At 61.5% G+C, this 18,316-nt stretch carries 20 protein-coding genes, 1 tRNA gene and 1 pseudogene; 19 read left to right on the top strand and 3 right to left on the bottom strand.

Features of this window, described 5'->3' with window-relative positions; all coding sequences use genetic code 11:
- Positions 1-279 precede the first annotated feature (279 nt).
- The 10 genes from thrS (at position 280) to AS93_RS20965 (ending at position 8,154) form a co-directional block, all read left to right on the top strand.
- On the top strand, positions 280-2,202 hold the full coding sequence (gene thrS, locus AS93_RS0115960) for a threonine--tRNA ligase (protein ID WP_027591538.1): 1,923 nt from the start codon (positions 280-282) through the stop codon (positions 2,200-2,202).
- Complete coding sequence (gene infC, locus AS93_RS0115955) at positions 2,202-2,750, top strand: translation initiation factor IF-3 (RefSeq protein WP_177324726.1); 549 nt, start codon at positions 2,202-2,204, stop codon at positions 2,748-2,750. The genes thrS and infC overlap by 1 nt, the downstream gene beginning before the upstream one ends.
- A 61-nt stretch (positions 2,751-2,811) precedes the next feature.
- Positions 2,812-3,006: a 50S ribosomal protein L35 gene (gene rpmI, locus AS93_RS0115950; protein WP_027591536.1), complete on the top strand. Its 195-nt coding sequence runs from the start codon at positions 2,812-2,814 to the stop codon at positions 3,004-3,006.
- A 30-nt stretch (positions 3,007-3,036) separates the two neighbouring features.
- The gene (rplT, locus tag AS93_RS0115945) at positions 3,037-3,393 is read left to right on the top strand and encodes a 50S ribosomal protein L20 (RefSeq protein ID WP_027591535.1); all 357 of its coding nucleotides are present in this window, start codon (positions 3,037-3,039) and stop codon (positions 3,391-3,393) included.
- A gap of 146 nt (positions 3,394-3,539) precedes the next feature.
- Positions 3,540-4,556, top strand: a complete 1,017-nt coding sequence (gene pheS / locus AS93_RS0115940; protein ID WP_027591534.1) for a phenylalanine--tRNA ligase subunit alpha — start codon at positions 3,540-3,542, stop codon at positions 4,554-4,556.
- Positions 4,557-4,595: 39 nt separating this feature from the next.
- Entirely contained in the window at positions 4,596-6,974 is a 2,379-nt protein-coding gene (gene pheT / locus AS93_RS0115935) for a phenylalanine--tRNA ligase subunit beta (RefSeq protein ID WP_027591533.1), read from the top strand.
- A 3-nt stretch (positions 6,975-6,977) separates the two neighbouring features.
- The gene (gene ihfA, locus AS93_RS0115930) at positions 6,978-7,280 is read left to right on the top strand and encodes an integration host factor subunit alpha (RefSeq protein ID WP_027591532.1); all 303 of its coding nucleotides are present in this window, start codon (positions 6,978-6,980) and stop codon (positions 7,278-7,280) included.
- Positions 7,261-7,626 carry a MerR family transcriptional regulator gene (locus tag AS93_RS0115925; RefSeq protein WP_027591531.1) on the top strand — a complete coding sequence of 122 codons (366 nt, stop codon included), beginning with the start codon at positions 7,261-7,263 and terminating at the stop codon, positions 7,624-7,626. The genes ihfA and AS93_RS0115925 overlap by 20 nt, the downstream gene beginning before the upstream one ends.
- An 83-nt stretch (positions 7,627-7,709) precedes the next feature.
- Positions 7,710-7,786, top strand: a tRNA-Pro gene (locus tag AS93_RS0115920).
- A 47-nt stretch (positions 7,787-7,833) separates the two neighbouring features.
- The gene (locus AS93_RS20965) at positions 7,834-8,154 is read left to right on the top strand and encodes a hypothetical protein (protein WP_155956165.1); all 321 of its coding nucleotides are present in this window, start codon (positions 7,834-7,836) and stop codon (positions 8,152-8,154) included.
- 37 nt (positions 8,155-8,191) lie between these two features.
- Here AS93_RS20965 and AS93_RS0115910 read toward each other — a convergent pair whose 3' ends face one another.
- The gene (locus tag AS93_RS0115910) at positions 8,192-10,300 is read right to left on the bottom strand and encodes an ATP-binding protein (RefSeq protein ID WP_081798333.1); all 2,109 of its coding nucleotides are present in this window, start codon (positions 10,298-10,300) and stop codon (positions 8,192-8,194) included.
- Positions 10,301-10,382: 82 nt separating this feature from the next.
- Between AS93_RS0115910 and AS93_RS0115905 the strand changes: the two genes are divergently transcribed.
- The 4 genes from AS93_RS0115905 (at position 10,383) to AS93_RS21240 (ending at position 13,787) form a co-directional block, all read left to right on the top strand.
- Positions 10,383-11,384, top strand: coding sequence for a WYL domain-containing protein (locus AS93_RS0115905; protein WP_027591529.1), 1,002 nt, complete (start codon positions 10,383-10,385; stop codon positions 11,382-11,384).
- A 247-nt stretch (positions 11,385-11,631) separates the two neighbouring features.
- Positions 11,632-12,846 carry a hypothetical protein gene (locus AS93_RS0115895; protein ID WP_155956164.1) on the top strand — a complete coding sequence of 405 codons (1,215 nt, stop codon included), beginning with the start codon at positions 11,632-11,634 and terminating at the stop codon, positions 12,844-12,846.
- Positions 12,843-13,562: a GIY-YIG nuclease family protein gene (locus AS93_RS19580; RefSeq protein WP_343203273.1), complete on the top strand. Its 720-nt coding sequence runs from the start codon at positions 12,843-12,845 to the stop codon at positions 13,560-13,562. The genes AS93_RS0115895 and AS93_RS19580 overlap by 4 nt, the downstream gene beginning before the upstream one ends.
- Positions 13,563-13,574: 12 nt before the next feature.
- Positions 13,575-13,787: a DUF4357 domain-containing protein gene (locus AS93_RS21240; RefSeq protein ID WP_343203272.1), complete on the top strand. Its 213-nt coding sequence runs from the start codon at positions 13,575-13,577 to the stop codon at positions 13,785-13,787.
- An 87-nt stretch (positions 13,788-13,874) separates the two neighbouring features.
- Here the strand turns inward: AS93_RS21240 and AS93_RS0115885 are convergent, their stop codons facing one another.
- Positions 13,875-14,165: a hypothetical protein gene (locus AS93_RS0115885; protein ID WP_027591527.1), complete on the bottom strand. Its 291-nt coding sequence runs from the start codon at positions 14,163-14,165 to the stop codon at positions 13,875-13,877.
- A 292-nt stretch (positions 14,166-14,457) separates the two neighbouring features.
- Here AS93_RS0115885 and AS93_RS19575 point away from each other — a divergent pair, with 292 nt between their 5' ends.
- From AS93_RS19575 to AS93_RS0115870, 3 genes are all read left to right on the top strand, one after another.
- Complete coding sequence (locus tag AS93_RS19575) at positions 14,458-15,090, top strand: hypothetical protein (protein ID WP_051587510.1); 633 nt, start codon at positions 14,458-14,460, stop codon at positions 15,088-15,090.
- A gap of 147 nt (positions 15,091-15,237) precedes the next feature.
- On the top strand, positions 15,238-16,041 hold the full coding sequence (locus AS93_RS21160; RefSeq protein ID WP_027591526.1) for a hypothetical protein: 804 nt from the start codon (positions 15,238-15,240) through the stop codon (positions 16,039-16,041).
- 59 nt (positions 16,042-16,100) lie between these two features.
- Positions 16,101-16,754, top strand: coding sequence for a hypothetical protein (locus AS93_RS0115870; RefSeq protein ID WP_027591525.1), 654 nt, complete (start codon positions 16,101-16,103; stop codon positions 16,752-16,754).
- A gap of 153 nt (positions 16,755-16,907) precedes the next feature.
- Here AS93_RS0115870 and AS93_RS0115865 read toward each other — a convergent pair whose 3' ends face one another.
- Entirely contained in the window at positions 16,908-17,543 is a 636-nt protein-coding gene (locus AS93_RS0115865) for an HAD family hydrolase (protein ID WP_037009638.1), read from the bottom strand.
- Between the two features lie 27 nt (positions 17,544-17,570).
- On the opposite strand from AS93_RS0115865, the pseudogene AS93_RS20395 reads away from it, so the two are divergent.
- Positions 17,571-17,864 (top strand): annotated as a pseudogene (locus tag AS93_RS20395) (TraV family lipoprotein); the annotation flags it as partial.
- Between the two features lie 125 nt (positions 17,865-17,989).
- Positions 17,990-18,265, top strand: a complete 276-nt coding sequence (gene traA / locus AS93_RS19570; protein WP_218185754.1) for a TraA family conjugative transfer protein — start codon at positions 17,990-17,992, stop codon at positions 18,263-18,265.
- The last annotated feature ends 51 nt before the right edge of the window (positions 18,266-18,316 follow it).

The raw sequence follows: 18,316 nt of genomic DNA, 5'->3' as shown, positions 1-18,316 counted from the left end.
AGCACCACCTTGACATGGTGGGGGTCGTTGGTTCGAGTCCAATTGTGCCTACCAAATTCCAAGAAAGGGTCGCCGCAAGCGGCCCTTTTTTTATGGCTGCTTGCCAGATGCCTGGCTTTCTGGAAGCATCCGCGGCTTCGATTTCCAGTGCTCCGGTTCGACGGGTTAGGCCTCAGGCCTCCTGCCACAGTGCGGCGGGTTCTTCCGGCGGATCGCTTTACTGGCTCATCCCAACCCATGTGGCCTTTGGTAGGGGTCACCACTAGGAGAGGAGGCGCCATGCCCATCATTACTCTTCCCGACGGTAGTCAGCGTTCATTCGATCATCCGGTCAGCGTGGCCGAGGTGGCGCAGTCCATTGGTGCGGGCCTGGCCAAGGCGACGATCGCCGGCAAGGTCAACGGTCGCCTGGTCGATGCCTGCGACCTGATCGAAAATGATGCCACCCTGCAGATCATCACGTCGAAGGACGAGGAAGGGCTGGAGATCATTCGTCACTCCTGCGCCCACCTGGTGGGGCATGCAGTCAAGCAGCTCTATCCGAATGCCAAGATGGTCATCGGCCCGGTGATCGACGAGGGCTTCTATTACGACATCGCCATCGATCGCCCCTTCACGCCGGAGGATATGGCGGCGATCGAAGCGCGAATGGCCGAGCTGATTGCCAAGGATTACGACGTCATCAAGAAAATGACGCCGCGCAATGAGGTCATCGAGGTCTTCAGGGCGCGTGGCGAAGAGTACAAGCTGCGCCTGATCGACGATATGCCGGACGAGAAGGCGATGGGTCTGTACTACCACGAGGAATACGTGGACATGTGCCGGGGGCCGCACGTGCCGAACACCCGCTTCCTCAAGGCCTTCAAGCTGACCCGCATATCCGGCGCCTACTGGCGCGGCGACTCGAAGAACGAGCAGCTGCAGCGAATCTATGGCACTGCCTGGGCCGACAAGAAGCAGCTGGCTGCTTATATCCAGCGCATCGAGGAAGCCGAGAAGCGCGATCACCGTCGACTGGGCAAGCGCCTGGGGCTGTTTCACACCCAGGAAGAAGCGCCCGGCATGGTGTTCTGGCACCCGAACGGCTGGAGCGTGTATCAGGGGCTCGAGCAGTACATGCGCCAGGTTCAGCGCGAAAACGGCTATGTCGAGGTGCGCACCCCCCAAGTGGTGGACCGCATCCTCTGGGAGAAGTCCGGGCACTGGTCGAACTATGCCGAAAACATGTTCACCACCTCCTCGGAGAACCGCGACTACGCAGTCAAGCCGATGAACTGCCCGTGCCACGTGCAGATCTTCAACCAGGGCCTGAAGTCTTACCGCGATCTGCCGTTGCGCATGGCTGAGTTCGGTGCTTGCCACCGCAATGAGCCGTCCGGCGCGCTGCACGGCATCATGCGGGTGCGTGGCTTCACCCAGGATGACGCGCATATCTTCTGCACCGAGGATCAGGTGCGCCAGGAAGCGGCCGACTTCATCCGGCTGACGCTCAAGGTCTACGCGGACTTCGGCTTTACTGACATCGCCATGAAGCTCTCGACCCGACCGGCCAAGCGCGTCGGCTCCGACGAGCTCTGGGATCGCGCCGAGGAGGCCTTGGCGCAGGCGTTGAATGAATCCGGCCTGGCCTGGGAGTACCAGCCGGGCGAGGGCGCCTTCTACGGTCCGAAGATCGAGTTCACCCTGCGTGATTGCCTGGGCCGCAACTGGCAGTGCGGCACCCTGCAGTACGACCCGAACCTGCCCGAGCGGCTGGATGCCAGCTACATCGCTGAGGACAACCAGCGCAAGCGGCCGGTCATGCTGCACCGGGCGATCCTGGGTTCGTTCGAGCGCTTCATCGGCATCCTGATCGAACATTACGAAGGATCCTTCCCGGCCTGGCTGGCTCCGACCCAGGCGGTGATCATGAACATCACCGACAAGCAGGCGCCATTCGCCGAGGAAGTCGAGAAAACCCTGAATTCCCAAGGCTTCCGGGCAAAGGTTGACTTGAGAAACGAGAAGATCGGCTTTAAAATCCGCGAGCATACTTTGCTCAAGGTTCCCTACCTCCTAGTTATTGGAGACCGGGAAGTTGAGACACGGTCCGTCGCTGTGCGCACCCGCGAAGGTACTGATCTGGGCAGCATGCCCATCGAGCAGTTCAGCGGTTTGCTGGCACAGACGGTTTCCCGGCGTGGTCGCCAAGCATCGGAGTAATGACTATTAAGCGTGATATGAGACAAGACAAACGGGCACCCAAGCCTCCGATCAATGAAAACATCAGTGCTCGTGAGGTCCGTCTGATCGGTGCGGATGGCGAACAGATCGGCATCGTCTCCATCGACGAAGCCCTGAGGGTCGCCGAAGAGGCAAAGCTGGACCTGGTGGAAATTTCCGCCGAGGCCCTGCCTCCGGTTTGTCGCATCATGGATTACGGCAAGCACCTGTTCGAAAAGAAGAAGCAGCAGGCGGCGGCCAAGAAGAACCAGAAGCAGATTCAGATCAAGGAAATCAAGTTCCGTCCAGGAACCGAGGAAGGGGACTATCAGGTCAAGCTTCGCAACCTGATCCGTTTCCTCAGTGAAGGGGACAAGGCCAAGGTATCCCTGCGATTCCGCGGTCGTGAGATGGCTCACCAGGAGCTGGGCATGGAGCTGTTGAAGCGGGTCGAAGCCGATCTCGCCGAATACGGCTCCGTTGAACAGCATCCGAAGCTGGAAGGACGCCAGCTGATGATGGTCATCGCTCCCAAGAAGAAAAAATAACTACCAGGGCACTGGCAGGCCTTGCAGTTATTTGTAAGCACTCAGCTACGGAGTACCGAACATGCCAAAGATGAAAACCAAGAGTGGTGCCAAGAAGCGCTTCAAGCCGACCGCAAACGGCTTCAAGCACAAGCACGCTTTCAAGAGCCACATCCTGACCAAGATGACGACCAAACGTAAGCGTCAGCTGCGGGGCACTTCGCTGATGCACCCGTCTGACAAGGCGAAGGTCGAGCGCATGCTGCGCGTTCGTTAATCCGGTCAAGATTTTTAGAGGACTTTACTCATGGCTCGTGTTAAGCGTGGCGTTATCGCTCGTGCTCGTCACAAGAAAATTCTGAAGCTCGCCAAGGGCTACTACGGTGCACGCTCCCGCGTGTTCCGCGTTGCCAAGCAGGCGGTGATCAAGGCTGGCCAGTACGCCTACCGTGACCGCCGTCAGCGCAAGCGCCAGTTCCGCGCTCTGTGGATCGCTCGTATCAACGCCGGTGCTCGTCAGAACGGTCTGTCCTACAGCCGCCTGATCGCTGGCCTGAGAAAGGCGGCCATCGAGATCGACCGCAAGGTTCTGGCCGATCTGGCAGTGAACGAAAAGACCGCCTTCGCCGCGATCGTCGAGAAAGCCAAAGCCTCTCTGGCCTAACTTCCCCGGCATACCGGATTCGTCCGGAGCGAAGCGTCAACGATAGGGGAAGAGCCTTGGGCTCTTCCCCTATTTTGTATTTGAAGGGCTCTTGCAAAAACGCCTGACACAGCGGGTGCTTTTGCAAGATCCTCGGGAGGATGTACATGGAAAATCTCGATGCATTGGTCGCCCAAGCGCTGGAGGCCGTGCGAGGCAGCGAAGACATCAACGCCCTCGAACAGATCCGGGTGCAATACCTGGGCAAGAAGGGTGAGATCACCCTGCTGATGCAGACGCTGGGCAGGCTCTCGGCGGAAGAGCGTCCCAAGGCCGGCGCGCTTATCAATGCCGCCCGTGACCAAGTGCAAGGTGCATTGGCGGCGCGCAAGGCTGATCTGGAAGCCGCCGCCCTGCAGGCCAAACTGGCTGCCGAGCGGATCGATGTGACGCTGCCCGGCCGTGGCCAGGCATCCGGTGGTCTGCACCCGGTTACCCGCACCAAGGAGCGCATCGAACAGTTCTTCACCCATATCGGCTACAGCGTGGCCGAGGGGCCCGAAGTCGAGGACGACTATCACAACTTCGAGGCCCTCAACATCCCCGGCCACCACCCGGCCCGGGCGATGCACGACACCTTCTACTTCAACGCCAACATGTTGTTGCGTACCCATACCTCGCCGGTGCAGGTACGCACCATGGAGAACCAGAAGCCACCGATCCGCATCGTCTGCCCGGGACGTGTGTACCGCTGCGATTCGGATATCACCCACTCGCCGATGTTCCATCAGGTCGAAGGCCTGCTGGTCGACAAGGGCATCAGCTTTGCCGACCTGAAGGGCACCATCGAGGAGTTCCTGCGGGTGTTCTTCGAAAAGCCGCTGGGCGTGCGTTTCCGTCCTTCCTTCTTCCCGTTCACCGAGCCGTCCGCCGAAGTCGACATGCAATGCGTGATGTGCTCAGGCAAGGGCTGTCGTGTCTGCAAGCAGACCGGTTGGCTGGAGGTGATGGGTTGCGGCATGGTGCACCCCAACGTGCTGCGCATGTCCGGAATCGACCCCGAGGAATTCCAGGGCTTTGCCTTCGGCATGGGCGTGGAGCGTCTGGCCATGCTGCGCTACGGCGTCAATGACCTGCGCCTGTTCTTCGACAACGACCTGAGGTTCCTGGCGCAATTCCGCTAGGCCCGCGTCCGACACGAACCGAACAGGAGAGAGCAGAAGATGAAATTCAGTGAACAGTGGCTGCGCAGCTGGACCAACCCCGAAGTCGATCGCGACACGCTGGTGGCCAAGCTGTCCATGGTGGGCCTGGAAGTCGACAGCGTGACCCCGGTGGCTGGTGACTTCCATGGCGTGGTGGTGGGTGAGATTCTCAGTGCCGAGCAGCATCCCGATGCCGACAAGCTGCGCGTATGCCAGGTCAGCAACGGCAGTGAAACCTTCCAGGTGGTCTGCGGCGCACCCAATGCCCGTGCGGGCATCAAGATTCCCTTCGCCATGATCGGTGCCGAGCTGGGCGAGGGCTTCAAGATCAAGAAGGCCAAGCTGCGCGGCGTGGAATCCTACGGCATGCTGTGCTCGGCCTCCGAGCTGAAGGTCAGCGAGGATCACAGCGGCCTGATGGAGCTGGCGGCCGATGCCCCGTTGGGTATGGATATCCGCGAGTACCTGGGCCTGGATGACGTGGTCATCGAGATCGGCCTGACCCCCAACCGTGGCGACTGCCTGTCGCTGGCCGGTTTGGCCCGGGAAGTAGGCGCCATCTACGGCAGCGACGTACAACCGGTGGCGATCCAGCCGGTGGTGCCCGTCCACGAGGAAACCCGCCCGGTGGAACTGCTGGCCCCGCAGGCCTGCCCGCGTTACCTGGGACGTGTCATTCGCAACGTCGACCTGAGTCGTCCGACGCCGCTGTGGATGGTCGAGCGCCTGCGCCGCTCCGATATTCGCAGCATCGATCCGGCCGTCGATGTCACCAACTACGTGATGCTGGAACTCGGCCAGCCCATGCACGCCTTCGATCTGGCCGAGATTCGCGGCGGCATCCGGGTGCGCATGGCGGAGCAGGGCGAGAAGCTGGTTCTGCTGGACGGCCAGGAAGCCACGCTGACGGCGGACACCCTGGTGATCGCCGACCACGAACGTCCGCTGGCCATTGCCGGTGTGATGGGCGGCGAACACAGCGGCGTGAGTGCGCAGACCCGGGATCTGTTCCTGGAATCGGCGTTCTTCGATCCGATCGCCCTGGCCGGCAAGGCGCGCGGTTATGGCCTGCACACCGATGCATCGCATCGCTTCGAGCGCGGCGTGGATTTCGAGCTGGCCCGTCAGGCCATGGAGCGCGCCACTGCGTTGTTGCTGGAAATCGTCGGCGGTGAAGCCGGCCCGGTCGTCGAGGCCGTCAGCGAGGCCGATCTGCCCAAGCGTGACGCCGTTATCCTACGCAGCGACCGTATCGCGCATATGCTGGGGCTTGAGCTGAAGCCTGCGCTGGTGGAGCGTCTGCTCGCCGCCCTGGGCCTGGCTGTGAGCGCCAAGGTAGAGGGTGTTTGGGAAGTACAGATCCCCAGTCATCGCTTCGATATCGCCCTGGAAGTCGACCTGATCGAAGAGCTTGGGCGCCTGTACGGTTACGACCGCTTGCCGGTTCGTTATCCGCAGGCGCGACTGGCACCTCAGGCGCGCGCAGAAGCGACAGCCGAGTTGCCCGCGTTGCGTCGCCTGTTGGTTGCCCGTGGCTATCAGGAGGCAATCACCTACAGCTTCATCGATCCCAAGCTGTTTGCCCAGTTCAACCCTGAGGCGACTCCGCTGGTATTGGCCAATCCGATTTCCGCCGACATGGCGGCGATGCGTGCCTCCCTCTGGCCGGGTCTGGTCAAGGCGGTCCTGCACAACCTCAATCGCCAGCAGAATCGGGTGCGTTTGTTCGAAAGCGGCCTGCGCTTTGTGGGTCAGCTCCCCCAGCTCCAGCAGGAGTCGATGCTAGCGGGTGTGATCACCGGTAATCGCCTCCCGGAATCCTGGAGCCATGGGCGCGAGAGCGTGGACTTCTATGACCTCAAGGGGGACGTGGAAGCGCTGCTGGCTGCTGCAGGCGATGCGGGGGCCTTCCGGTTCGTTGCCGGAGAGCATCCGGCCCTGCACCCGGGGCAGTGCGCGCGTATCGAGCGGGAAGGACGAACGGTCGGTTACATGGGCGCCATTCATCCGCAACTAGCCACGGAGCTGGGCATCGAGCAGCCGCTGTTCCTCTTCGAGCTGCACCTGGCCGAACTGGCAGTGGGCAAGCTGCCGGCATTCCGAGAGCTGTCACGCTTCCCTGAAGTGCGCCGCGACCTGGCATTGCTGGTTGATCGCGACACGCCAGCCGAGGAGGTTCTGGGTTGTATTCGAGAGTGCGCAGGGGATTACCTGACTGATCTCAAGCTGTTTGATGTCTATCAGGGCAAAGGCATTGATCCGTCTCGTAAAAGTCTGGCAGTCGGCTTGACCTGGCAGCATCCTTCGCGCACTCTTAACGACGATGAGGTGAGCGCTGCGACCCAAACCATCCTCACCTCGCTGGGAGATCGGTTCAACGCCACGTTAAGGATGTAGCGTATGGGGGCTCTGACGAAAGCTGAAATGGCTGAACGTCTGTATGAAGAGCTGGGCCTGAACAAGCGAGAAGCCAAGGAATTGGTCGAGCTGTTCTTTGAGGAAATTCGCCAGGCCCTGGAGCAGAACGAACAGGTCAAACTGTCCGGGTTCGGCAACTTCGATCTGCGCGACAAACGTCAGCGCCCCGGAAGAAATCCGAAGACGGGCGAAGAGATCCCCATCACGGCGCGCCGTGTGGTGACTTTCCGCCCGGGCCAGAAGCTCAAGGCAAGGGTTGAAACCTATGCCGGAAGCAAATCCTAAAGGCGGCACGGACGACCTGCCGCCCATCCCGGGCAAGCGCTACTTCACCATTGGCGAGGCCAGCGACCTCTGCGCCGTCAAGCCCCACGTCCTGCGCTACTGGGAACAAGAATTTTCCCAGCTCAGTCCGATGAAGCGGCGGGGTAACCGCCGCTACTACCAGCGTCATGATGTACTGGTCATCCGCCAGATTCGCTCCCTCCTCTACGACCAGGGCTTCACCATCAGCGGTGCTCGGCAGAAGCTGTCCGGCCAGGAAGCTATCGAAGACACTACACAAACACGACAGCTCATCCGGCAAACATTATGCGAGCTGGAAGACGTGTTGCGGATCCTGCGCAAGTGAGGGTCTCCTCGCAAAAAAAGCTTCCATTTATCAGATGGTTACTATATAGTGCGCACCACTTCCAGCGAGGCTGGTAGTGATGTCGGGGCGTAGCGCAGCCTGGTAGCGCACTTGCATGGGGTGCAAGGGGTCGAGTGTTCGAATCACTCCGTCCCGACCAAAAAAACTCCAAAAAATCCAGTCACTTAGCGGTGACTGGATTTTTTTATGCGCGACCGAAAATTTTCGGTAGGCAATTTGGGGCCTTCTGGTAGGCAATTGGTAGGCAATTGGCAAGCAGGCCCAGGCCGTATAGGCGTCAAAGCGAGGCCATTTTTTCCTGCTTTCACTGTCGCAAGATCTCCATCCAGGTGGGTGCTGGAGCCGGTGATCTCCGAGCAAATCCAGGCATTGCTGGTTGCACACCAGGGGGATGACGAGGTCGATACGCTGGATGCCATGACCGAGCTTCTTGGGCATCTGAATGTCACCATCCGGGCGGCAAGGCGTGTGCTGGCTCAGGCCAACGCAGTAGCTGGCGAGGCCTGACCGTCAGGGTGCCGGAAGAAAGACCGGCCCCCATCTTTCAATGCACAAACCCGATTGGCCGCTGCTGCCCCCCTTTCTTCAGTGCGATTTCCCGACCCAATGCCTGCACGAACTCGTCGGCGCTGGCCAAGGGCTTGAAGCGAGCCCGGCGGCTCACGGCGGAGAAGTCGCCGGGAGCCAGGCGGTTGAGCGATGCGACGCGGGCTTCGGCCGCTTGGGCGGGGTCGTCTAGGCCCAGCTCCTCCAAGTGGGCGCGCAGCAGCGCGCGGCTCTGCTGCGGCAGCAGATAGCCGAAGTGGATCTTGCAGTCGAAGCGCCGCAGGGAAGCCTCATCCAGATTGTCCATCAGGTTGGTGGAGGCGATGAACAGGCCGCTGAAGCTTTCCATCTGCGTCAGCATCTCGTTCACAGCGGTCACCTCCCACTGGGCGCGGGCCCTGGTGCGGTCCTGCAGAAAGCTGTCGACTTCGTCGAGCAGCAACACCGCCTCTTCCTCTTCAGCCTGCCGAAAGGCTTCGGCGAGGTTCTGCTCGGTCTGGCCGACGTAGGGAGCGACCAGATCGGAGACTCGCTTGCTGTGCAGCGGCTTGCCGAGCTGTTCGGCCAGCCAGCCGGCGAATGCGGTCTTGCCGGTGCCGGGCGGACCGTAGAAGCACAGCCGGGCTTGCGGATGGCGGCGCAGTCCGGCGGCCAGTTCGGTCAGGGCCGTGTCGGCATTGAGCAGTTCCGGCGTGTAGAGCGTCGGGCGGGCGTTGGCCTGCTGGCGTGACAGGAGCGTGTGACCCTGCGCCTTGAGGGTGCCGTCGAGCAGGCCCTCCAGGCTGGCTTCCAGCTTGTGATTGGCGCGCGGATGAATGGTGCGCGCCACGCGCAGGGCACGCTCGAACACCGCCGGGGTCAGCGTTTCGTGACTGGCCAGGCTCGCGATCATCTCGTCGCTCAGGCGCTCGGCGCCGAGCTTGCGGATGATCCGTTCGCGCTGGGCACGCCCCGGATTGGGGGTCTCGATGACGATATCGAAGCGGCGGATATACGCTGGGTCCAGGCAAGCAATGCTGTTGGTCAGCCAGAAGCATGGCTGGCTGTTTTCTTCCAGCATGCGGTTGATCCAGCCCTTGTGGGAGCGCTGGGTTTTGCGGCCGGGGCCGAAATCCGCTGCGAAGATGTCCTCGATCTCGTCCAGCATCACCAGCGCCTGGGTGCCCTGTAGCACCCCCATGGCTGAGCGCAGCGCACTCAGGCGCTGGGTGCCGCCAATCGGATCGCCCTCGCTGTCGTTGCAGGCAATCTCGTACAGCTCCAGCGACAGGCTTTCGGCGAACAGCCGGCAGAGTTCGGTCTTGCCGGTGCCGGGCGGGCCGTAGAGCAGGATGTTCACCCCGCGGCTGTTCCTAGCGGTGGCTTTGCGCAGGTAACCCAGGGTGTCGTCGACGATCACGCCCAGGTGCTGGTAGTCCGACCTTTCCAGCACCGAGCGCCGGCTGCGGCGGAAGGAGTGCTTGAACAGCTCCTGGGCCGCGCCACGGTGAAAGCGCAACTGGCTCAGCAAGTCATGGCTGCTGAAGGTCAGGATCTGGCTCACGTCCATTCCGGGTCGACTGCCACGTTCCAGCACGCCGCAGACGAACAGGCGCCCTTCGTGGGACAGCGCTTCTTCCACTGCAGCGACGGGCAGCTCCAGCACCCTTGCCAGTGCCGTCGGCAGTTGGTTGTAGCTCAGGTCATGCAGCACCTCGATGCTGCGATGCAGAATCGTGTCGCATTGCATCAGTACGCAGAAGCCGAGCAGGGTGGTTTCGGTAGCGTTCAGCCCGATCAGGTTCGCCATGGCGCGCAGATTACTCGCCAGGGGTTCGGGAAAAGCGGGGTTCGCGTGTTCGGCGCAGAACGCCCGATATTCCTGACGCAACTGCTGCGCCGCCGGGGCGGGGCGGTAGTCATCGTTGTCGACCCAATCGCCCAGTCCCAGGGCCTCGGCCACGTCGTCATCGGCGATCTCGTTGCGGCGCAGCAGCTTGCGATAGCCCTGCAGGTCGACCATCAGGCGGAAGCTCCACAGCAAGGCCAGCGGGCAGCTGTCGGACGGATGCGCCCGCAGGATGCGGTGCGCGCGTCGGCTGGGCTTGCGTACGAAGGGATCGGTCATGACGGCGGCTCCGGTTGAAGAGGTTGCCATTGTTGAGCCATCATGCGTCGTTATAAGACGCATCCGATCGGGGAGTTCCAGCATGGCCGCCAACAGCACTCGTAGCACTCTCAGCCGCCAGTGGGAGCTGCTCAAGCTGTTGCCCAGTCGCGGACCAGGGCTGACCGCTTCGCAGATTACAGAGAAGCTGAAGAATGATCACGGCGTTAACAAGCGTACGGTCGAGCGTGACCTGCAGGAGCTGTCCCGCCTGTTCCCGTTGCAATGCAACGACCGGGGCAAACCCTACGGCTGGCACTGGAGGCCGGGCGCACAACTGGAGCTGCCGGGAATCGAACTCAGCGAGGCGCTGAGCCTGGCGCTGCTGGAGGACACCCTGAAAGCCGTGCTGCCGCTGAGCCTGCGCCGCGGGCTGGAACCGCGCTTCCAGCAGGCGCGACGCAAGCTCGAAGCCCTGGCGGCGGAGAGCGCCACCGCCCGCTGGGTAGACAAGGTCGCCAGTGTGCAGCCGCAGATGAGTCTGCAGACCCCGGACGTGAACGAGGCATTGCTGGAGCGCATCCAGCTTGGCCTGTTGGAGGAGCGGCAAGTGCGCTGCCGCTATTACGCCGCGCACCAGGACAAGGAGCGCGAGCTGATCCTCAATCCGCTGGCACTGGTGCAGCGGGGTTCGATCACCTACCTGATTGCCACGGCCGAACCCTACAGCGACATCCGCCAGTACGCGTTGCATCGATTCCGCGCGGTAGACGTGCTGGATACGCCGCTGGTCCGGGTGGAGGGCTTCTTCCTGCAGGCCTATCTGGCCAGCGACGCGCTTCAGTTCGGCGCGCAGGAGCCGGTGCGGCTGCAGGCCTGGGTCAGCGATACCCTGGCGCGGATGATTCGCGAGACGCCACTGTCACCCGACATGACCCTGGAGCCGGGCGAGGAGGGCTTTTGCCTGCAGGCCACGGTGCGGGACAGCTGGCAGCTGCGCTGGTGGTTGTTGCAGCAGGGCGAGAATATCTGCGTGCAGGCCCCCACCTCGTTGCGCGAGGCCCTGCGCGAAACCTTGCGGCGGGCGCTGGCGCGCTATGAGTGAAGCCGGCGCTTTTGAGCGTGGGCATATAAGATCCGCCCACGGCTCCTTCCCGTTCCGGTGATTACCAAAGGGTGAATGACATGGCTTTCTTTTATACGATCGGCGCCATCCTGGCGTTTGTCTGTGTGATGGGTGTCGGCGGGTATTGGCTCGCCAGTCGTCTGGACCAGAAATACGCCCGGGAGCGGCGCTAGCACGCCGGGGCGGTCATGCCGCCCGGCCTCAGGGGATCTGCTGGAGCAGTAGCGTGGCGTCCGAGGTGATGCGCCGCAGTTTCTCTGGGCTTGGCCCGCGCCGCACCATGCTGGCGACCCGCCTGCTGAGCGATGAAGCGTCTCGGGACCTTTTCCTGACGGTGGTGTATGAACTGCTGACCAAGGACGTCGGAGCATCTGCTAAGTGCTGCGAGAGGTTGAGGGCGGGGCCCTCCCGTCAAACGACCCAGGTGCGTTCCGAACAACTTCCGCCAGCCTCCCGGCGTGGCTACCCCGTAGTAAGGAATGAGCTTTTGAATCAGCAAGAACGACTTGAAGACCTGCGCTTCCAGAGCAATGGGTTGTCTGCGCGACACGACGTCATGAGACTCGCGGAGGAGTTGATTCACCTGAGCGGCTGGCAACCCGGCCAGCCGCTGGAGCTGCTGCCGGTGCTGCGGGAACAGTACCCGGGCGGAATTCGTGATGAGATTCTGTCGGTGTGCCTGCTGATCCGTGAGCGCACCTGGTTTATCCGCATCATCGAGACCGGTAACGATGCGCTGCGCAGCCGTGACATCGACCTGCTGCCCTTGGTGGACGACGGTGACAACTATGACTATTCGGATTGTCCGGCACATGAGCCCCTGTGGGTGATCGACGGCCTCCTGCAGAGTACCGATAGGCTGCACACGGCGTGCCTGATGGATATCTTCACCCCGGCGATGCTGGGGTTCCTGGAGCGTTTCGAGCGGCGCAGCGAGCAAGTGGCCATATTTTCCCGCGAAGACAATTCGACAGCGATCGACTTTCTTTTGAGTTGCGCCACCCTTCTGTCCGAGCCTTTGGCCGATCAGGTGAACCTGAGCGAACTGACCATCCAGAAGCTGAAAACGCTGCCGAGTCCTGTTGAGGAATACACCAGTTACTGGGAGATCTTGGTCGCCCGATGGCATGCTGACCATCTGATGGCCGAAACCTTCCGCACCGACCTGCGAGACGTCACCGCCGAGGTTTTCCATACTCTGCCTGATGCGCAGCGGCTGGCCCTGTGGATCAGCCACAGGCAAACCGCCGACGGCCTGAAAGAATTGGCCAAGTACGGCGACATTCCCGCTGACGTCAGCGCCTTGCAGCTTCATGATCTTGACCTGCTTTTCCAAGCGGCCGAGCCCGCGATCCTGTACGAAGTGAACGAAGAAGCCTGTCGGTGGGCCGAAGCTGCGGATCGTGATGCTGCGCAGCGTGATCTGTGGAGTCAGCTATGAGCCTAGGCCGCAGCATTCGCTTGTTCCTGGTGGATGGCACACCCAATGGCCTGCTCACCGCCGAGATCATGAACTGGACCGGCCATGTGCTGACCGCCCCTCGCTCCAAACTGACCGAATTGGTACAGCGCCCGGAGTGTAGGCGCACCGGCGTGTACTTTCTGATAGGGCCTGACCCGGACAATAGCCTGCGCTCGCGGGTGTATATCGGTGAGTCCGATGATGTGGCCACGCGACTCCGGCAGCACAACCGACCGGAGGAGCAGGGCGGTAAAGATTTCTGGGAGCGCGTGTGCTTGGTCACCAGCAAGGACCAGAACCTGACCAAGGCGCACGTCAAACATTTGGAAAGCATGTTGATTGGCATCGCCGGCAAGCTGGGCCGCTGCGCGATGGTCAATTACAAGGCGTTTGAGTACGGCAGTGCCCTACCCGAATCTGACCGTGCGGATATGGCTTTTTTTCTGGAGCAGATCCGGACTGTATTGCCAGTGCTGGGCTACGACTTTTTACGCGAGCTGATTACTCCGACCGCCGCTGCTGCGACGGATACGCCTTCCAGCGTGACACGTTCACCGCGCTTTGTGCGAAAGGTGCCCAAGGAGGGGGGGTGGCCGATGCCCAGGAAATCGATGGCGAGTTCTTCGTGCTGCGAGGCTCGCAGACACGTGACCAGTGGATTGGATCGCCTGGTGGCTACCAAGCACTGTTTCTGAAGCTGTTGGCTGTTGGCTGATGGCATCTTGGCACCGGACGCTGACGGTACCACCCGCTTCACCGACGACTACGCGTTCAACAGCCCCAGCGCTGCGGCTTCCATCGTGGCTGGCCGCAGCTCGAACGGCCGCACCAACTGGACGGTAGAACAGACGGGGCAAACCTATGGCGATTGGCAGGATCAGCAACTGTCCTTGCTGACACCCGCTGTCGAGATACTTTGATGTCGGCTAGCGATCGGTTAGTTCACTGACCTATCGGCCGCTCTGCGGCTGGGCTGAGTCAAAAGCAAGATGTGTGGCCCGTACGTACTACGTCCGTAGCTGCAATCCCTTGCAGTTTCTGCCCGTCTCGGGACACTTGAGAACGACTGCCTCGAAGTTTCCGCTCTCAACCAACTGTGCGACCAGCGAGGCTTCCGCCTGCATCTGGTCCGGGATGCGGGCGCCGTTCAATCGCAACCAGTAATCCAGCGACCGCGGTTTTTTGTGTTCGGCGAGCGACGCTTTAACCGCGCCCAGCACCATACTGCCCCCGTGCTCACGGAAACAGGCAATCAGGGCATGCTGATCGAACGCCCCGCCATCTCGCATTTTGATCATTGAACATTCGAACCTTGTACTGCGTGGTTATCGAGCCCAGCGGAGCTGGGAGAGGGAGAGTCACTGTGCATCGTCCGGCCAAGAGGCGATTGGCCAGGGCTTCGCCATTATGGGGTGTGGCCGGGGCCGGGGGCGTGCCTGGCCGCGAATTTACCCCAGGCCAACGGCCGCTCCCGCGATGGAGGCGTTGGTTTCCGTTGCCTGCCGAGCCCAGTCATGATGACTCAATATTCCATTGACAATGGAATCATGATCGTCCAGTCTCGTCATATTCCAAATTGAGTGGAACATTATGCGACTCGAAGAACTGATTTGTCACTACGCCCAGCCACAGGCCAGGATCCGCCGCGACCAGCTAGCCAACGAGGTCACTGACGCCTACGAGGGGCACCTGAAGGCTGAATCCGAGAAGTACCGGTGCGATCCGAAGGCTCTAGATAAGGTTCTTGGTGGCGCTTCGCATTTCATTGCCATTGCCGAGAGCTGCTTCGACTACGCAGTTGAAGGCCAACTCAAGACAACCGGGATAGGCCTCCAAGACGACGACTGGTTGGACTTTGCGTCCTTCATTGACCAAGCCCGGTCTGACGCCGAGTTCCACAGCGCCAACGCCCCGGCACTGGGCCTTGAGCACCTCTTCAAGCTGGGCGCCATTCGTGCGCGCCTGGACAGCGACACGTTGGGTGATGTCGCCACGGACGCGTTACCTACCGTGCTCAACGGTTCCGGGTGCGGCTATCTGACTCTGAACGAAGTCGCTTTCCTCGCCCTGATGACGGAAAAGGCCGTGCGGAATGCCACTCAGCCCACCACGCCAGATCGTCTTCATGCGCGAAAAGAAGGGAGTCGCACCGTGGTCGACTCTCATGAGGCGCTGCGCTGGCTGCAAGGGCGCCGCAACTTCACGCCTACCGTGCTGGTTTGAGGCGCATGCATTCATAATGGGTAGCAGGGTTATCGGGACGAACGCCTCACACCTCAAAAACCGCACAAGCGCATCCGACGGGGTAGACCCAGCAATCCAGCTGCCCGTCGCACTCACCATTGCTCGCGTTAATTCAAGGAACGAACCATGAGCCACTTTGAACAATTCACTCCAATCCTCCGCGACTCCACCATCAGCCTGAGCGGCACCGATCTGCCCAAGGAGTTGCTGCTGTCATCGGAGGGCAGCGTCCAGACGTTCTACGCTCCCTTCGACTACATCAACACCAATGCCCGGATCACCATCTGCGGCATCACACCTGGCCGCCAGCAGGCGGTAAACGCCTTGAGCGAAGCGCGCAAACAACTGAAGTCAGGAGCATCCATCGAAGAAGCGAGAAGAAAAGCCAAGGAAACCGCGAGTTTTTCTGGGCCAATGCGCAACAACCTGATCGCCATGCTCGACCACATTGGCATCCCGAAATTGTTCGGGATCGATAGTTGTGCCCGGTTATTCGATACGCACACCCACCTGGTGCATTACACCTCGGCACTGCGCTATCCCGTTTTCGTCAATGGGGCCAACTACAGCGGTAGCCCATCCATGCTCGCGCAGAAGTCGATGCGGATGCAGGTCGAGATGCACCTTGCCGAGGAGGTAAAGACATTGGCGAACAACTGCCTCTACGTTCCTCTCGGGCCCAAAGTGGCCGAGGCCCTTGAGCATCTACAACGTCAAGGCCTGCTCACGCCTGAGCAGGTGCTCGCAGGCCTCCCCCATCCTTCGGGCGCTAACGCTGAACGCATTAGCTACTTTCTGGGCAGAAAAGCCCGCGAACACGTCTCTGCAAAAACCAATGCGGAGGTACTGGACGCCGCACGGACTCAACTGTGCGCCAAGGTATCCAGCATCGCGGCCCAAGGGCTTCAAGGATCGAGAATCACTCTTTAACAGCGCCGGCCAGGCGACTCTGACGAGAGAAACCCATTTCTGGACCCAGGCGAAGCACTATGAGCAACCTCTTCAGCGGGCCGTATTTCGAGCATGTGAGGGCAAAAGAGCCGCTCCGTTCGGCCGACTACTTTACGCATGGCTCCTCAGCCATGCTTTTTCAGCGTGACGGCCAGCTCTATCGGCTGACCACCGACGGATGTGGCCACTGCTTTCTGTCCGAGCAATCAGCCAAGGGCAATCCACACGTTGTTAAAGTTATTCAGGACTTCGGACCAGTGGCACCAGCCGATGATGGGTATCAGGATGAGTTTTATTGGCTGGCGCAGGTGGAATGGCTGCAGCCTGTCGATGCCACGACGACCGAGGGCGCCCGACTGGCCGAGCTATTCACAAAGCTGACAGATGGCGAACTGGTAGAGCGCGAGGATCGGGCTCTATTTCTCGAACGGTGCCGACAGGCTGCCCTCACCCAGCTCGAGTTTGCTCCTCTGCTCACCACCCTGATCCTGGCCGCTCAGTATCTGCCTGAAGACGATGGGGCTGTGGATTGCAACATCACAAACGTCATGCGGCGCCCCTCAACAGGCATGGTCGTTTGGAGCGATCCCATTCACTTTTCGGTGGGATACCTCACGGAATCTCAGCAGTCACAGATGAATACGATCCGCGAGCACATTGCGCAGGCCCAGGCCGTTTCCACATCTGGTTAATATGGCCTGCGTGAATTTTCATGCGGTGATCGTCCCTGCTTGTCGGCGAGATAATTCGCCTCCCCAGGTATGCGGGTCACCCCCCAAACCAAGCGGCTGAACGCCGCTGGCCCGGAAGCAAGCTTCCGGATTTGCGGTAGCGCAGCGGCAGTTTCACTTCGCACGGCGCCGAAGGGCCTGCCGGGCGAATTGCACCAGGTCCCGGTAATCGCCCTGGCCGTTCAACCGATCAAGGTGATGCCCGCGGATACCGATGGCCTCTGGGCCCACGCAGTCGCACGGGCGGGAGTCTCCGACCATCAGGACGTTGCCTGGCGGGGTTTTGAGCCGATCACAGCATGCCGCGTAGATTTCCGGGTCCGGCTTCACGGCGCCCACCTCGAAGCTCAGCACGCTGACATCCAGGGTCGGGAAATGACGCTGGAGGGCGGGTGCGTAGGGCATGGCCAGGTTGGAGCAGACGGCTATGGCCAGTCCTGCCGATTGGAGCAGCTCCACGGCTTCCAGGGCATCGGGGAAGGGTTCGATGCTCGCGACCTCGGAAGCGAGCAGGTCTTCGAGCTCCAGCTGGAGAGCGCCTGAAAGCTCAATGCCGAACGCCTGAGCCGTTTCGCGCAGTCCCCACGGGTGGGTCATGATGCGACGCCCATCGTCGGCCTGCGGGCGCCGGCCCTGAGCCATACCCGCCTTGATGAGCCGTCGGTAGGGGCGACTGCCCTCGTGGATCTTCAGCAGCGTACCGAACGCATCGAAGATCACCGCCTGGCTGCTCAACGCTTGGCTGTTCATCGCTGGTCTGGCGAACCCTTTGCTTGGATGCAATCAGCCTACCTGAAACCCGCTGGCGGCGCTCCTCGCCAAACCCGGGAGCCGCCCCGGTGCCCCGCCGGTGAGGTGGAACGCACGGCCAGCGCTGCGCCCGCCCCGTCGCCACGCCTGCCGGGCGCCGCCGAGAACCCCCAGGACGTGGTGAGCACCTTCGTCACGCCGCGCCTGCCGGACCCGCCGGTGCCGGTCCGAACCCCCGCGCAGGTGATGCGGGTGTGGATCGCGCCCTGGGAGGACACGGACGGTGACCTGGTCGTCACCGGCTACGTGTACACCGAAATCCAGCCACGCAGAAGGGTGCTGGGTGAAGAAGCGCCCACGGCGGCCCCGCGGCTCAAGGCGCTTGCACCCGTCGACGGTAGCGCGGCAGGGATATCCACGGGGAAACCTAACGCAACCAAGGGAGATTGGCCGGCACCGGCGGCACCGAGTTCGATGACGTGTGGGACACGCTGGTGGACTGGACCCAGGGCACCCTGGGTCGGATCATCGCCATCGCGATCATCATCGTCGGCGGCTGCATCGGCGTGGTGCGCCAGTCGCTGATGACTTTCGCGGTCGGCCTGGCCATGGGCATGGGCCTGTACAACGCGCCGACCATCATCGAGTCGATCATGGGCTCGACCTTGGAGCACCTGCCGGCGGCCAGCGGCGTCCTGCCGGGACTGGGCAACGGGCTGTGATCTTGCCCAGCTCCAGTGGACACCCCGTTAAGCGATAAACTGCGACGAGGT

The organism is Pseudomonas sp. RL (genome assembly GCF_000647775.1).
In the GTDB taxonomy this organism is placed as follows: domain Bacteria; phylum Pseudomonadota; class Gammaproteobacteria; order Pseudomonadales; family Pseudomonadaceae; genus Serpens; species Serpens flexibilis.
This window is presented reverse-complemented; position numbering and strand designations above follow the sequence as displayed.

Coding starts and splice junctions, on each gene's coding strand:
- AS93_RS0115905 (WP_027591529.1), top strand. CDS start 10,383: ATGGCCGCCAACAGCACTCGTAGCACTCTCAGCCGCCAGTGGGAGCTG.
- AS93_RS0115865 (WP_037009638.1), bottom strand. CDS start 17,543: ATGAACAGCCAAGCGTTGAGCAGCCAGGCGGTGATCTTCGATGCGTTC.
- infC (WP_177324726.1), top strand. CDS start 2,202: ATGACTATTAAGCGTGATATGAGACAAGACAAACGGGCACCCAAGCCT.
- AS93_RS19580 (WP_343203273.1), top strand. CDS start 12,843: ATGAGCCTAGGCCGCAGCATTCGCTTGTTCCTGGTGGATGGCACACCC.
- rpmI (WP_027591536.1), top strand. CDS start 2,812: ATGCCAAAGATGAAAACCAAGAGTGGTGCCAAGAAGCGCTTCAAGCCG.
- rplT (WP_027591535.1), top strand. CDS start 3,037: ATGGCTCGTGTTAAGCGTGGCGTTATCGCTCGTGCTCGTCACAAGAAA.
- pheS (WP_027591534.1), top strand. CDS start 3,540: ATGGAAAATCTCGATGCATTGGTCGCCCAAGCGCTGGAGGCCGTGCGA.
- thrS (WP_027591538.1), top strand. CDS start 280: ATGCCCATCATTACTCTTCCCGACGGTAGTCAGCGTTCATTCGATCAT.
- AS93_RS19575 (WP_051587510.1), top strand. CDS start 14,458: ATGCGACTCGAAGAACTGATTTGTCACTACGCCCAGCCACAGGCCAGG.
- AS93_RS0115925 (WP_027591531.1), top strand. CDS start 7,261: ATGCCGGAAGCAAATCCTAAAGGCGGCACGGACGACCTGCCGCCCATC.
- AS93_RS21160 (WP_027591526.1), top strand. CDS start 15,238: ATGAGCCACTTTGAACAATTCACTCCAATCCTCCGCGACTCCACCATC.
- pheT (WP_027591533.1), top strand. CDS start 4,596: ATGAAATTCAGTGAACAGTGGCTGCGCAGCTGGACCAACCCCGAAGTC.
- AS93_RS0115885 (WP_027591527.1), bottom strand. CDS start 14,165: ATGATCAAAATGCGAGATGGCGGGGCGTTCGATCAGCATGCCCTGATT.
- AS93_RS0115910 (WP_081798333.1), bottom strand. CDS start 10,300: ATGACCGATCCCTTCGTACGCAAGCCCAGCCGACGCGCGCACCGCATC.
- AS93_RS0115870 (WP_027591525.1), top strand. CDS start 16,101: ATGAGCAACCTCTTCAGCGGGCCGTATTTCGAGCATGTGAGGGCAAAA.
- AS93_RS20965 (WP_155956165.1), top strand. CDS start 7,834: ATGCGCGACCGAAAATTTTCGGTAGGCAATTTGGGGCCTTCTGGTAGG.
- ihfA (WP_027591532.1), top strand. CDS start 6,978: ATGGGGGCTCTGACGAAAGCTGAAATGGCTGAACGTCTGTATGAAGAG.